Here is a 13,912-nt window from a genome sequence, read left to right as displayed (position 1 = left end):
CGGCCCACGGCCCTGCGCCGGGGCTCCCGCCACACAGCCTGCGCCAAATGACGCAGGCTACACCGGAACGAGGCTGTGCGCCTCGTTTTTGCGTTTTGCCCCACACGCCGGGGAAGCCGCCGACTGCGCCAATTGTTTTGGCGTATGATGCGTTTAATGCGTTTCCCGTGGGGCTCTCCCGCCGTGCGGGGACCACACTGCTAATGTGACTGATTCCTATGGCGGACAAAAAAGGTTCATCCAGCGAGAAGCTTCTGTATTGCTCGTTCTGCGGCAAGAGCCAGCACGAGGTCAAGAAGCTCATCGCGGGCCCGTCGGTGTTCATTTGCGACGAATGCATCGACCTGTGCAATGAAATCATCCGTGACGAGGCCGCCGCGACCGATAAGGACGCCACGGCCGCCACGCGTTCGGACCTGCCCACGCCCCACGAAATCCGCGAAAGCCTGGATCAGTATGTGATCGGGCAGGAGCAAGCCAAGAAGATCCTGGCGGTAGCGGTGTACAACCACTACAAGCGTCTCAAGCATCTTGGCAAGAAGGATGACGTCGAACTGTCCAAGAGCAATATTCTGCTGATCGGGCCGACCGGCTCGGGCAAGACATTGCTCGCGCAGACGCTGGCCCGGCTGCTGAACGTCCCGTTCGTGATCGCCGACGCCACCACGCTGACCGAAGCCGGCTACGTGGGCGAGGACGTCGAGAACATCATCCAGAAGCTGCTCCAGAACTGCAACTACGAGGTCGAGAAGGCCCAGCGCGGCATCGTCTACATCGACGAAATCGACAAGATCTCGCGCAAGTCCGACAACCCGTCCATCACGCGCGACGTGTCGGGCGAGGGCGTGCAGCAGGCGCTGCTGAAGCTGATCGAGGGCACGATGGCCTCGGTGCCGCCGCAAGGCGGGCGCAAGCACCCGAATCAGGACTTCCTGCAGGTGGATACCACCAACATCCTGTTCATTTGCGGCGGCGCGTTCGACGGCCTGGAAAAGGTCATCATGCAGCGCTCGGACAAGACCGGCATCGGTTTTGCGGCCCAGGTGCAGAGCAAGGAAGAACGTGATGTCAGCGAGGTGCTGCCCCAGACCGAGCCGGAAGACCTGATCAAGTTCGGCCTGATTCCGGAGCTGATCGGCCGCCTGCCGGTGGTGGCCACGCTGGCCAAGCTGGACGAGGCCGCGCTGATGCAGATCCTGGTCGAGCCCAAGAATGCACTGCTCAAGCAGTACCAGAAGCTGCTGGCGATGGAAGGTGTGGAGCTGGAGATTCGTCCGGCCGCGCTGTCCGCCATCGCACGCAAGGCCATCCGTCGCAAGACGGGGGCACGCGGTTTGCGTTCCATCCTGGAACAGTCGCTGATGGACGTCATGTACGACCTCCCGAACTACAAGGGCGTGCAAAAGGTGGTGATCGATGAAAATACGATCACCGGCGATGCACCGCCGCTGCTCATGTACGAAGAGCAGCAGCCCAAGGTTGCGGGGTCCAACTGACGAACGCGCCGGCCTACGTGGTGCATGCCACACCGGCTTAAAAATCAAGCGGCCGTTCGCCTGAAAGCGAACGGCTTTTTTTCTTCAATTCGACGATACGAACGGGAGGAAACGCGGGTATGCTGTTTCAGAGTGGGTCACAGGTGCTTTGCGCGGCACTTTTTCGCGCGGCATGACGGCACAAAGAATCGGGGGCGGTACCTTGCAATCGATTCCCGTGACCCTATTTACGCCTTAAATGACTGACTGGGGAAAATGATGTCCGGAACACAACTCCTCCCGGCTGAGCCGATTCGCCTCCCACTGTTGCCGCTGCGCGACGTGGTGGTGTTTCCGCACATGGTGATCCCGCTGTTCGTGGGTCGCCCGAAGTCCATCAAGGCGCTTGAGACTGCGATGGAGTCGGGCAAGAGCATCATGCTCGTGGCCCAGAAGACGGCTGCCAAGGACGAGCCGACGGCTGACGACCTGTACGAGGTTGGCTGCATCGCGAATATCCTGCAAATGCTGAAGCTGCCCGACGGTACCGTGAAGGTGCTCGTGGAAGGCACGCAACGCGCGAATATCACCGAGGTGAGCGAGGACGATTCGCACTTCATGTGCGAAGCCGTGCCTGTGCCGCCCGCGCCGGTCGAATCCGCCGAGACCGAGGCCCTGCGCCGCGCGATCGTGTCGCAGTTCGACCAGTATGTGAAGCTGAACAAGAAGATCCCGCCCGAGATCCTGACGTCGCTGTCGGGCATCGATGAAGCTGGTCGTCTGGCCGATACCATCGCCGCGCACCTGCCGATCAAGCTCGAGCAGAAGCAGAAGATCCTCGAGATGGTCAATGTGACCGAGCGTCTCGAGAGCCTGCTCTCGCAGCTCGAAGGCGAGATCGACATTCTGCAGGTGGAAAAGCGCATCCGTGGCCGCGTGAAGCGCCAGATGGAAAAGAGCCAGCGCGAGTACTACCTGAACGAGCAGGTCAAGGCGATTCAGAAGGAACTGGGCGAGGGCGAGGAAGGCGCCGACCTTGAGGAGCTGGATAAGCGCATCAAGGCCGCACGCATGCCCAAGGAGGCCAAGAAGAAGGCCGACGCCGAGTTCAAGAAGCTCAAGCTGATGTCGCCGATGTCGGCCGAAGCCACCGTCGTGCGCAACTACATCGACACGCTGGTCAACCTGCCGTGGCGCAAGAAGAGCAAGGTCAACAATGACCTCGCGAACGCCGAGCGCGTGCTTGACGAAGACCACTATGGCCTGGAGAAGGTCAAGGAACGGATTCTCGAGTACCTCGCAGTGCAACAGCGCGTGGACAAGGTGAAGGCGCCGATCCTGTGCCTGGTCGGCCCCCCCGGTGTGGGCAAGACCTCGCTCGGGCAGTCGGTGGCACGCGCCACGAACCGCAAGTTCGTGCGCATGGCACTGGGCGGCGTGCGTGACGAGGCCGAGATCCGCGGCCACCGCAGGACCTATATCGGCTCGATGCCGGGCAAGATCCTGCAGAGCCTGTCGAAGGTTGGCGTGCGCAATCCGCTGTTCCTGCTCGACGAGATCGACAAGATGGGCATGGACTTCCGTGGTGACCCGTCGTCGGCGCTGCTCGAGGTGCTGGACCCGGAACAGAACCACACGTTCCAGGACCACTACATCGAGGTGGACTTCGACCTGTCGGACGTGATGTTCGTGGCGACGTCGAACTCGCTGAACATCCCGCCGCCGCTGCTGGACCGTATGGAAGTGATTCGCCTCTCGGGCTACACCGAAGACGAGAAGGTGAACATCGCCACGCGCTACCTGCTGCCCAAGCAGATCAAGAACAATGGTCTGAAGGTTGGCGAGATCGACATCACCGAAGCGGCCATCCGCGACATCATCCGCTACTACACCCGGGAAGCCGGTGTGCGGTCGCTGGAACGCGAGGTGTCGAAGATCGCGCGGAAGGTGGTCAAGCTGCTGCTCCTGAAGAAGGAATCGGGCGCGGTGAAGGTCGATTCGGAGAACCTGGACAAGTTCCTGGGCGTGCGCAAGTACGACTTCGGCCTGGCCGGCAAGGAAAACCAGGTGGGCCAGGTGACCGGCCTCGCGTGGACCGAGGTGGGCGGCGATCTGCTGACCATCGAAGCCGCCATCATGCCGGGCAAAGGCAACATCACGCGTACCGGCTCGTTGGGCGATGTGATGAAGGAATCGGTCGAAGCTGCGCGTTCGGTGGTGCGTTCGCGGGCACGTCGCCTGGGGATCACGGATGAGATGTTCGAGAAGCGCGACATCCACATCCACGTACCCGAAGGCGCCACGCCCAAGGATGGTCCGTCGGCCGGCGGGGCGATGACGACTGCACTCGTGTCGGTGCTGACCGGCATTCCGGTGCGGGCGGACGTGGCCATGACGGGTGAGATCACGCTGCGCGGCGAAGTGCTGCCGATCGGCGGTCTCAAGGAGAAGCTGCTGGCGGCCCATCGTGGCGGCATCAAGCTGGTGCTGATCCCCGAGGAGAACGTCAAGGATCTCGCCGAGATTCCGGACAACGTGAAGAACGCCATCGAGATCGTGCCGGTCCGCTGGATCGACAAGGTGCTGGAGCTGGCACTCGAGCGCAAGCCCGAGCCGCTGGCCGAGGAAGAGGCCAAGCCCGCCGAGGTGGCGGACAAGGCCAAGGCCACGGTCGAGATGATTCATCACTGATTGACCGAGCGCTGTCAGGAAGATGCCGCGGGGTTCCCCCGCGGCATTTTTTTTGCGCGGCCGGGGTTGGCAACGCGGAAAGTCTCGTATTACAATCGCGGCCTCGCAACGCAAACAGCGGCAGCCAGGCAGTAACCGCCGAGTCGTGCGAAGCGAGATTACCCAGCGGGCGCGCAAGTCCGCGATGGTCTAGTGGGTGCTTAGCTCAGTTGGTAGAGCGGCGCCCTTACAAGGCGTAGGTCGGGGGTTCGAGCCCCTCAGCACCCACCACTTCACCATCCCAGGGAACCCACGCAGGAGTGGTAGTTCAGTTGGTTAGAATACCGGCCTGTCACGCCGGGGGTCGCGGGTTCGAGTCCCGTCCACTCCGCCAAGCAAAATCGCCCGCGCATGCGGGTTTTTTTGTATCTGTTGTCTTCCCAGCCATTCCCCGCTCACGTGACGCTGCCGCATCAGCAAATGACGGTTTCGCGCCCGGCACCTGCTAGAATCGCGGAGTTTGTCTTCGTGCCAACCCCCTTACCAGAATCAGCATGCTTGATTTCGTACGCAACAACCGGCGCCTGATGCTTTTGCTGCTGCTGGTGCTTGTCTTCCCGTCGTTCGTATTCTTCGGCGTGGAAAGCTATTCGCGCTTCATGGATACCTCGCACGACGTCGCCAAGGTCGATGGTCGCGCAATCACCGTGCAGGAAGTGGACAACGTGGTGCGCGACCAGAGCGAGCGCATGCGCCAGATGCTGGGCAATCAGTACGATCCGCGCATGTTCGAAGGTGCCGCCGCGCGCCAGTCCGTGGTGAACCAGCTGATTCTGCAGCGCGTGGTGTCCGACGCCACCGCCAAGAAGAATCTGACGGTGTCCGATGCCCAGGTGGCGGCAGCCATCCAGAACATCCCGGCCATCGCCCAGCTGAAGACGGCGGACGGCAAGTTCGACGACAAGGCCTACATCCAACTGCTGGCCACGCAGGGCATGACGCCCGAGCAGTTCGATGCGCGCCTGCGCTTCGAACTGGCCACGCAGCAGCTTGGCGGCGCCGTGGGTACCACGGCGTTCGTGCCGAAGTCGCTGCTGGACCGCCTGATCGCCGTGCGCGACCAACAGCGTGACGTGCAGACGCTGTCGATCAAGCCGGCTGATTTCACGTCCAAGATCACGGCTGACGCCGCCGCGCTGAAGGCCTACTACGACGCGCATGTGTCGGCCTACACCACGCCGGAACAGGCGAAGGTGGAGTACGTGGTGCTGTCCGGCGACTCCCTGGCCGCGAGCCAGACCGTGACGCCGGAAGAGCTCAAGTCCTACTACGAGAGCAACATCGCGCGTTTCCGGACCGACGAGCAACGCCGTGCGAGCCACATCCTGATCTCAGCGCCCAAGGACGGCAAGGAAGCCGACCGCAAGGCCGCGAAGGACAAGGCCACCAAGCTGCTGGAAGACCTGCGCAAGCATCCCGAGACGTTCGCCGACGTGGCGAAGAAGCAGTCGCAGGATCCGGGTTCGGCGGAGAAGGGCGGCGACCTCGGCTTCATGGGCCGCGGCGCGCTGGTCAAGCCGTTCGAAGACGCCATGTACGCGCTCAAGGACGGCCAGATCAGCGATGTGGTGGAAACCGACTACGGCTACCACATCATCAAGCTGACCGGCATCAAGGCGGCCGAGACGCAGCCGCTCGAGGCCGTGCGCCCCGAACTGGAAGCCGAACTCAAGAAGCAGCTGGCGAGCAAGAAGTACACGGAGCTGGCCGATGCCTTCGGCAACACCGTCTACGAGCAGTCCGAAAGCCTCAAGCCGGCCGCCGACAAGTTCAAGCTGACGATCCAGACCGCCGACAACGTCACCCGCACGCCGAACCTGGCGCTGGGCGCGCAGAACCCGCTCAACAATGAGAAGGTGCTGAAGGCCCTGTTCAGCGACGACGCGCTCAAGAACAAGCGCAACACCGAAGCGGTGCAGGTGGGCCCGACCACGCTGGTGGCGGCACGTATCGTCGACTATCGCCCGGCGACCGCGCGCAAATTCGAGGACGTGGAAGCCCAGGTGCGCCAGGCCTACGTCGCCCAGCAGGCTGCCGAACTGGCCCGCAAGGATGGCGAAGCCAAGCTCGAAGCGTTGAAGAAGGCCGACAGCGCTGCCGGCTTCGCCCAGGCCGTGACGGTGTCGCGTACCAAGGCAGACGGCCTGTCGCCGAAGGCGGTCGAGGCCATCATGCGCGCCGACACGACCAAGCTGCCCGCTGTGGTCGGCGTGGACCTCGGTGCGGATGGTTATGCGATCTATCGCATCGGCAAGGTCAGCTCGCCGACCCAGGCGAACCCGGGCCAGCGCGACGCCGAGTCGCAACAGCTGGCCCAACTGGCCGGCCAGGCCGAACTCGCCGCCTACTATGAAACCCTGAAGGCGCGGGCGAAGGTCAAGATCCTGCGTCCGATCACGGCCACCGACGTACCGGCCAGCGAAGGCGCAGCGCAGTAACCGGCGCGGCTTGCCAGCAAAAAACCCCTGCGGTCAGCGACCAGCAGGGGTTTTTTGTTTGGGGATGACGATTTCAGCGCTTTTTCGCCGGCGCCTTCAGCAGCGGCTGCAACTGCGGCCAGACATTGTCGAGCAGCGTGGCCTGGGCGGCCGAGGTGGGATGGATGCGGTCGTCCTGGAACCACTCGGGCCGGGCGATCACCTTATCGAGGAAGAACGGCACCAGACTCACGCGGTACTCGCTGGCCAGCTTGCTGTAGAGCGCGAAGAAGCGCTCGGTATAGTCGGGGCCGTAGTTCGGCGGAATCCGCATGCCGACCAGCACCACGCCGGCGCCCGCCTGGCGCGCCGCCGTCAGCATGCCGCGCAGGTTGGTTTCTGTGGATTGCAGGGACAGACCGCGCAGGGCATCGTTGGCGCCAAGCTCCACGACCACCACAGCCGGCTTGTGCCGGGCGAGCAGGTCCGGCAGGCGCGTCTTGCCGCCCGACGTGGTCTCGCCGCTGATGCTGGCATTGACGACGCTATAATCGAGGCGCTCCTTGTGCAGGCGGTCCTGCAGCAGGCTGACCCAGCCGGTGCCGCGCGCGATGCCGTACTCGGCCGACAGGCTGTCGCCAAGCACCAGCACCGCGGGCGCAGCGGTGGCAGCCGGTTTCGCGGCCGTTGGCCTGGCCTGAGTCTGGGCCTGAGCCTGGGCGCCGGCCGGCAGCGCCGCCATCAACATCGCCGCGCCCAGCATCGCACCGCACGCCGCCAGCGCCCTGGGGCGCCAACCGTATCCAATCCTCTCGCTCATGTCCTCTTCCATTCTCGCTGTCGAGTCACTCGGAAAGACCGTTGCCGACACGACAGGTTCGCTGACGATTTTGCACGACGTCTCGTTTTCCGTCACGCCGGGCGAAACGCTGGCCATCGTCGGCGCGTCCGGCTCGGGAAAATCCACGCTGCTGGGGTTGCTGGCGGGCCTGGACCTGCCCAGCACGGGCTCGGTGCGGCTGCACGGCCAGGATCTGTTCACGCTCGATGAAGACCAGCGCGCCGCGCTGCGTGGCCGGCACGTGGGCTTCGTGTTCCAGTCGTTCCAGTTGGTGGGCCACCTGACAGCGCTCGAAAACGTGATGCTGCCGCTCGAGTTGCGCGGCGAGACCGACCGCGTGCGCGAGCGTGCCACGGAAATGCTCGTGCGCGTGGGCCTGGGCAAGCGCCTGACCCACTATCCGCGCACGCTTTCCGGTGGTGAGCAGCAGCGCGTGGCGCTGGCGCGGGCGTTCGTCGCCCGGCCGGACATCCTGTTCGCCGATGAGCCGACCGGCAGCCTCGACACGAGCACCGGCGAGGCCGTGATCGCGCTGATGTTCGAGCTGAACCGCAATGCCGGGTCCACGCTGGTACTGGTCACGCACGACCGCTCCGTGGCGGCGCGCTGCGCCCGCATCCTGACCATCGACGCCGGCCGCGTGGCCAGCGACGAGTGGATGGGCACCGAAGTCTGACGTTCCGGCGGGCGCGGCGTCAGCCGCGCGCCAGCACGGGGCGCGCGCGGGCGATCAGCGCCGCCGTGGATGCATCGTGCGTAGCCTGGGCGCTGCCATTGAGTTCGGCCTCGATCGGGCGCGCAAGGATCTTGCCCAGCTCCACGCCCCACTGGTCGAACGAATTGATATTCCACACCACGCCCTGCACGAACGTGCGGTGCTCGTAGAGCGCGATCAGCGCGCCGAGCACATGCGGCGTCAGGTCTTCCATCAGCAGCGTGTTGCTCGGGCGGTTGCCCTCGAACACCATGTGGGGCAGGCGGTCCTCGTCGGTCATGCCGGCCGCGCGTAGCTCCTCGGCGCTGCGCCCGCGCATCAGCGCCTCGGCCTGCGCGAAGCAGTTGGCCAGCAGCTTGGCATGATGGCCGGGCAGGCTGCGCGGCGGCACCAGCGGTGCCACGAAGTCGACCGGCACGATCTGCGAACCCTGGTGAATCATCTGGAAGTAGGCGTGCTGGCCATTGGTGCCGGCCGTGCCCCAGACCACGGGCGAGGTCTGCACGTGCGCCGGCTGGCCGTCCAGCTGGACCGACTTGCCGTTGCTCTCCATCTCCAGCTGCTGCAGGAACGCCGGGAACAGTTCGAGCGAGGTCGAGTACGGCGCCATGCAGCTGGTCGACATGCCGAAGAAATTGCGATACCAGATGCCCAGCATCGCCATCACCACGGGCATGTTGCGCGCCAGCGGGGCGGTGCGGAAGTGATCGTCCATGGCGCGCGCGCCGAGCAGCAGGTCGTCGAAGGCATCAAAGCCCACGGCCAGCGCGATCGACAGGCCCACTGAAGACCACAGCGAGAAGCGGCCGCCAATCCAGTCCCAGAATTCGAACATGTTGGCGGGGTCGATGCCAAACTCGGTCACGGCCTCGCGATTGGTGGACACCGCCACGAAATGCCGCGCGAGCTGGTTCTCGGGAACGCCGTTGCGCAGGAACCAGTCGCGCATGCTGCGCGCGTTGGCCATGGTCTCGAGCGTGGTGAACGTCTTGGAACAGACGATGACCAGCGTGCGCGCCGGGTTCAGTCGGACGAGCGTTTCGGCCAGTTCGGTGCCGTCTACGTTGGAGACGAAGTGGATGCGCGGCCCGGTCTGGTCGCCCAGGTGTGCCAGCGCGCGGCAGACCATGCGCGGGCCGAGGTCAGACCCGCCGATGCCGATGTTGACGACATCGGTGATGGTCTGGCCCGTGGAACCGGTCCAGGCGCCGCCGCGCACGCGCTCGGAAAAGTCCTGCATACGGCAGCGCACGTCATGGATGGCCGGCATCACGGAGACGCCATCGACCTTGAACGGCGCATCGGGCAGCGCGCGCAGCGCCACGTGCAGGGCGGCACGGTCTTCGGTGGTGTTGATGTGTTCGCCCGCGAACATGGCGTCCCGGCGCTGCGTCACGCCGGCTTCCTCGGCCAGCTTCATCAGCAGCGCGAAGGTTTCGAACGCGATGCGGTTCTTGGAGTAGTCCAGGTACAGGCCGGCGGCTTCCAGCGAGAAGTCCTCGACCCGCCGGGCGGCTTCGGCTTCGGCAAACCAGTCCTGCATCGGCGTATGGCGGATGGCGTCGTGGTGTTGGCGAAGGGCGGTCCAGGCGTGGAGTTCAGTCGGCATGCGGTGTTCGGTTTGTCTCAGGGGGGCAAACGCCCGGCGTGGCGGGCAGCGGTAGTATATCGCCGGAATTTGGCGGTACATGCGCGGTAACGGACGGATCTTTCCCGTCTTTTGTTCCGATTGCGTCACCAAGGGCGGATGGGCGGACGCACACGCTACCTTAGCAGCCATGGCGTCCGTGTTTTATCGGACATTGTCCGACGTGGTGCGTTCCCCTGCTGCCCCTCAAGTGCGGGGACGGGCGCGTGCCGCGAGCCGGCCCGCCACACGGCGCAGCAACGGCTCGCCGCCGGCCACGCAGACGCCGCCCGCGCAGATCACGGCGATGCCGAGCGCGGTGGTCCAGTCCGGCAACTGCCCGAATGCGAAGTACCCGACCACCGTGGCCGAGAAGATCTGCAGGTACAGGAAGGGGCTCAGGAACGAGGCATCGGCGTACTGGAACGCGCGGATCACGAAGTAATGCCCGAGTGACCCGGTGATGCCGGCGGACAGCAGCAGCGCGGCCTGCGCCGGCGTGGGCATGGCCTCGAACCAGAAGAATGGCACGATGAGCGTGGTCAGCACCGCGCCGGTCACGCCGCTCTGGATCAGCGTGGTCATCGGCGCGTCATGGGCGGCGATGTGGCGCGTCAGCATTTGCAGCAGCGCGAACAACATCGCGGACAGCAACCCCAGCCCCACGCCGAGCGCGCTCAGCTCGCCGCCGGGCCGCACCACCACCAGCATGCCGGCGAAGCCGATGGCGACGCCGATCCAGCGCGTCCAGCGCGCGTGCGCCCCCGGGCGCTCACCGAGCAGCCACGGCGATAGCGCCACCACGAACAGCGGCGCGCAGAAGTTGAGGGCGGTGGCCTGCGCCAGCGGCATCAGGCGCAGCACGCTGAAGAACACCAGCGTCGATGCCAGCATCAGCACGCCGCGCAGCCACTGGAGGCGTGGCCGCGAGGGCCGATACTGCAGCCGCCAGCGCGTCGGCCCCAGCAACAGGAAGATGGCCACGACATGGCCGAGATAGCGCACCCAGGCCACCGCGACCACGGGCAGGCCCTGCTGGGTCAGCGTCTTGCCGGTGGCGTCGAGCAGGCTCAGGATCCATTGGCCGAGCACCAGCAGCGCGATGCCGGTCAGCAGGCGACGGCGCGGATCGTCGCCCGTGGTGAGACTGGCGGCCTGGGTCATGCCGTCCGGCCCTGGATCAGCGCATTGAGGATGTCGCGGGCGGGCAGGTAGAGTTCGCTGGCAGTCATGCCCGCCGGGCCGGTGCCGCTGGCGACCAACCGGTCGGCGGCGCACCCATGGATCCAGACCGCCGCGCAGGCGGCGTCCTTCGGCGCCATGCCTTGCGCCAGCAGCGCGCCGATCATGCCGGCCAGCACATCGCCCGTGCCGGCCGTGGCCAGCGCGGCGTTGCCGGTCGGATTGATGGCGATGCTGTCCACGCCAGCCGCCGCGATGAGCGTGCCGGAGCCCTTCAGCACGATCGTGGCCTGCCATGCGGCGGCCAGCGCGCGCGCGGCGCCAAGGCGGTCACGCTGGATCTCGGCCACGGTGCAGCCGAGCAGCCGCGCTGCTTCCAGCGGATGCGGCGTCATCACGTGCGGCACGCCGCTGGCGCGCAACGCATCGGCCAGGGTCTTGTCGCCAGACAGCAGGTTCAGCGCATCGGCGTCGAGCACGAGCGGCGGGGGTGGGCTGGCCTTGGCGCAGGTGTCGATCCATTGCCCCAGCAGCTTGCCCGCCGCGCCGCCGGTACCCATGCCCGGCCCGATGACCAGCGCGGACATGGTCTCGACGGCCATGTCGGCCACATCGTGCAGCATCAGTTCGGGGTGGACCGGGTCCATCAACGGCGCCGGCTGGGCGAGGAAGCCCACATGCACGCGCCCCGCGCCCAGATGCAGCGCCGCCCGCGCGCCCAGCAGCGGCGCCCCGGCCATGCCGTGGCTGCCGCCGAGCACCGCCAGCGAGCCAAAGGTGCCCTTGTTCACCGCATGCGGGCGCCCCGGCAGCGCATCGCGGAATGCGCCCGGCAGGTTCACATGGGCGATGGCGGCCTGCGCCGGCGGATAGGGCAGGCCGAGCGGGGCGATGTCGATCTCGCCTGCGCAGTCGCGGCCGTCCAGCGTGAGCAAGCCCGGCTTGGCGGCGATGAAGGTCAGCGTGCGGCGCGCGCGGATGGCCGGTCGGCCCGCGCCGGTATCGGCGAACAGCCCGCTTGGAATGTCCAGCGCGTACACCGGCAGTCCGGCGGCGTTCACATGATCGATCCAGCGCGCCACGTTGCCGTCCGCCGGGCGGTTCAGGCCGATGCCGAGCAGGCCGTCGACCAGGGCAGTGCAGCCCGCCGGCCAGGGCGGCAGGGCAGCGGTGGTGTTGGACGGGTCGGCCGGCACGGCCAGCAGCGGCACGCCGGCTGTGCGGGCCTCGGTCCAGGCCCGCGAGGCATCGGGCGGCAGCCGGTCGGTCTCGGCAGTCAGCCAGACTTCGACCTGCCGCCCCGACTGGTGCAGCCGCGTGGCCGCGACCAGCGCATCGCCGCCATTGTTGCCGGCGCCAGCCAGAAGGACGATGCGGCCATCCGGCACGTGCCGCGCCAGCCAGTCGGCGGCGGCGTGGCCGGCGCGCGTCATCAGCGTGAAGGCGGGCAGTGCCGCCAGCGCCGCATGCTCGATCTCGCGGATCGTGGCCACGTCATGAAGCGGCGTGGCGTCGGTGCCGGTGGGGTCGAGCGGCAGCCAGTCGGGCAGTGGGGAAGACGGGGAGGGCGAGGCGGTCATGGTCGGCATCAGGCCAGTATCAAGCGGAGGCCAGGCCGTAGCGCGCAGGGGTGAGGCCGTCCATGTCGATGGCCGGTCCGTCGCCTTGTCCCGCGCTGGCGGCAATCTGGTCCGCCGCGATTTTGCCCGATCCGCAGCCCATCGCCCAGCCCGTGGAGCCATGGCCGAGGTTCAGGAACAGGCCGGGCACGCGCGTGGCGCCGATTAGCGGCGGGCCGTCCGGCAGCATCGGCCGGGCGCCGGCCCACAGCGTGGCCTCGTTGTAGTGGCCCGCCACCGGAAACCAGTCGCGCGCCACCTTGATCAGCGTGTCGAGCGCAGCCGGGCGCGGGTCCAGCCGGCGCGAGCCGAGTTCGGCCGTGCCCGCCACGCGCAGCCGGTTGCCCATGCGCGTGATGGCCACCTTGTACGACTCGTCCATCAGGGCGGCGAGCGGCGCCTGTAGCTCGTCGCGCACCATGACCGTGGCCGAATAGCCCTTCACCGGATAGAGCTGCACGCGCAGCCCCAGGGGGCGCAGCAGCGCGGCACTGCCGACGCCGGCGGCCACCAGCACGCGGTCCGCCTGCAGGGTCTCGGGCGTGGCGCCGCGCGGAGCGGCCAGTTCGACTGTCAGGCCGCCACTGTCAGTGGGGCGCAGCCGGGCCACATCGGTATCGAGTCGGAATTGCACACCCGCCGCTTCGGCGTGCTGGTGCAGCCGTCGCACGAACATCGGGCAGTTGCCCGATTCATCTTCGGGAAGATGGAGGCCGCCCGCCAGTGCCGTGTCGGCAGCCAGGCCGGGTTCGATCCGCCGGCAGCCGGCGGCATCGACCAACTGATGGGGCACGCGGTTCTCGCGCAGCACGGCCAGCGCCGGCGCGGCGAGGTCGAGGTCCCGCTGGGTGCGGAACAGTTGCAGATAGCCGCGCGACTGCTCGTACTCGATCTCCAGCGCCTCGCGCAGCCCATGCAGGCAGTCGCGGCTGTAGAACGCCAGGCGCTGCATGCGCAGCTTGTTGGCGCGGTAGCGCTGCGGCTGGCACTCGCGCAGCCAGCGGCCGATCCAGCGCCACATGGCCGGATCGGCGCTGGGCCGGAAGACAACGGGGGATTCGCGCTGGAACAGCGTCCGCAGGACCTTGCCCGGCATGCCCGGCGCGGCCCACGGCGTGACGTAGCCCGGCGCGATGACGCCGGCATTGCCGAAGCTGGCCTCCTGCGCCGGCGCGCCGCGCCGCTCGAGCACCGTCACGGAGAAACCGGCCTGGCGCAGGTACCAGGCGGAGCACACGCCGATCACGCCGGCACCGATCACAATCACATGCATCTTGGCGGTTTGTCCCTGTGTCGATGAACCCTC

9 protein-coding genes and 2 tRNA genes are annotated in these 13,912 nt (G+C 66.6%); 6 read left to right on the top strand and 5 right to left on the bottom strand.

Annotated features, from left to right (window positions below; genetic code table 11):
* The first annotated feature begins 218 nt into the window (after positions 1-218).
* The 5 genes from clpX (at position 219) to AC1DP9_RS04045 (ending at position 6,643) form a co-directional block, all read left to right on the top strand.
* A complete protein-coding gene (gene clpX / locus AC1DP9_RS04065; protein WP_092293079.1) occupies positions 219-1,496 on the top strand; it encodes an ATP-dependent Clp protease ATP-binding subunit ClpX in 1,278 nt (425 codons plus the stop codon).
* A gap of 258 nt (positions 1,497-1,754) precedes the next feature.
* On the top strand, positions 1,755-4,166 hold the full coding sequence (gene lon / locus AC1DP9_RS04060) for an endopeptidase La (RefSeq protein ID WP_092293081.1): 2,412 nt from the start codon (positions 1,755-1,757) through the stop codon (positions 4,164-4,166).
* A gap of 194 nt (positions 4,167-4,360) precedes the next feature.
* Positions 4,361-4,436, top strand: a tRNA-Val gene (locus AC1DP9_RS04055).
* 26 nt (positions 4,437-4,462) lie between these two features.
* A tRNA-Asp gene (locus AC1DP9_RS04050) sits at positions 4,463-4,539 on the top strand.
* Positions 4,540-4,699: 160 nt separating this feature from the next.
* On the top strand, positions 4,700-6,643 hold the full coding sequence (locus AC1DP9_RS04045) for a SurA N-terminal domain-containing protein (protein WP_477106685.1): 1,944 nt from the start codon (positions 4,700-4,702) through the stop codon (positions 6,641-6,643).
* A gap of 73 nt (positions 6,644-6,716) precedes the next feature.
* Here AC1DP9_RS04045 and AC1DP9_RS04040 read toward each other — a convergent pair whose 3' ends face one another.
* Positions 6,717-7,442, bottom strand: a complete 726-nt coding sequence (locus AC1DP9_RS04040; RefSeq protein ID WP_255370755.1) for an arylesterase — start codon at positions 7,440-7,442, stop codon at positions 6,717-6,719.
* On the opposite strand from AC1DP9_RS04040, the gene AC1DP9_RS04035 reads away from it, so the two are divergent.
* Entirely contained in the window at positions 7,441-8,139 is a 699-nt protein-coding gene (locus AC1DP9_RS04035; RefSeq protein WP_092293087.1) for an ABC transporter ATP-binding protein, read from the top strand. The two genes, AC1DP9_RS04040 and AC1DP9_RS04035, sit on opposite strands and share 2 nt — an antisense overlap.
* Positions 8,140-8,158: 19 nt before the next feature.
* Here AC1DP9_RS04035 and pgi read toward each other — a convergent pair whose 3' ends face one another.
* The 4 genes from pgi to AC1DP9_RS04015 all read right to left on the bottom strand — a co-directional run bounded on the left by pgi (position 8,159) and on the right by AC1DP9_RS04015 (position 13,879).
* Positions 8,159-9,787 (bottom strand): glucose-6-phosphate isomerase, encoded by a 1,629-nt coding sequence (gene pgi / locus AC1DP9_RS04030; RefSeq protein WP_477106684.1) that lies wholly within the window; start codon positions 9,785-9,787, stop codon positions 8,159-8,161.
* A gap of 225 nt (positions 9,788-10,012) precedes the next feature.
* Positions 10,013-10,969 (bottom strand): DMT family transporter, encoded by a 957-nt coding sequence (locus AC1DP9_RS04025; protein WP_477106683.1) that lies wholly within the window; start codon positions 10,967-10,969, stop codon positions 10,013-10,015.
* The gene (locus AC1DP9_RS04020; protein WP_477106912.1) at positions 10,966-12,567 is read right to left on the bottom strand and encodes an NAD(P)H-hydrate dehydratase; all 1,602 of its coding nucleotides are present in this window, start codon (positions 12,565-12,567) and stop codon (positions 10,966-10,968) included. The genes AC1DP9_RS04025 and AC1DP9_RS04020 overlap by 4 nt, the downstream gene beginning before the upstream one ends.
* A gap of 19 nt (positions 12,568-12,586) precedes the next feature.
* Entirely contained in the window at positions 12,587-13,879 is a 1,293-nt protein-coding gene (locus AC1DP9_RS04015) for a D-amino acid dehydrogenase (RefSeq protein WP_477106682.1), read from the bottom strand.
* Between the last annotated feature and the right edge of the window lie 33 nt (positions 13,880-13,912).

The organism is Cupriavidus sp. 01L43 (assembly GCF_056399925.1).
The sequence above is the reverse complement of the archived record's forward strand: the minus strand, read 5'-3'. Positions and strand labels throughout refer to the sequence as shown.

Bases quoted from the DNA above. Each gene is read 5' to 3' on its own strand.
- pgi (WP_477106684.1), bottom strand. From the start codon at position 9,787: ATGCCGACTGAACTCCACGCCTGGACCGCCCTTCGCCAACACCACGAC.
- AC1DP9_RS04020 (WP_477106912.1), bottom strand. From the start codon at position 12,567: ATGACCGCCTCGCCCTCCCCGTCTTCCCCACTGCCCGACTGGCTGCCG.
- AC1DP9_RS04025 (WP_477106683.1), bottom strand. From the start codon at position 10,969: ATGACCCAGGCCGCCAGTCTCACCACGGGCGACGATCCGCGCCGTCGC.
- lon (WP_092293081.1), top strand. From the start codon at position 1,755: ATGTCCGGAACACAACTCCTCCCGGCTGAGCCGATTCGCCTCCCACTG.
- clpX (WP_092293079.1), top strand. From the start codon at position 219: ATGGCGGACAAAAAAGGTTCATCCAGCGAGAAGCTTCTGTATTGCTCG.
- AC1DP9_RS04040 (WP_255370755.1), bottom strand. From the start codon at position 7,442: ATGAGCGAGAGGATTGGATACGGTTGGCGCCCCAGGGCGCTGGCGGCG.
- AC1DP9_RS04035 (WP_092293087.1), top strand. From the start codon at position 7,441: ATGTCCTCTTCCATTCTCGCTGTCGAGTCACTCGGAAAGACCGTTGCC.
- AC1DP9_RS04045 (WP_477106685.1), top strand. From the start codon at position 4,700: ATGCTTGATTTCGTACGCAACAACCGGCGCCTGATGCTTTTGCTGCTG.
- AC1DP9_RS04015 (WP_477106682.1), bottom strand. From the start codon at position 13,879: ATGCATGTGATTGTGATCGGTGCCGGCGTGATCGGCGTGTGCTCCGCC.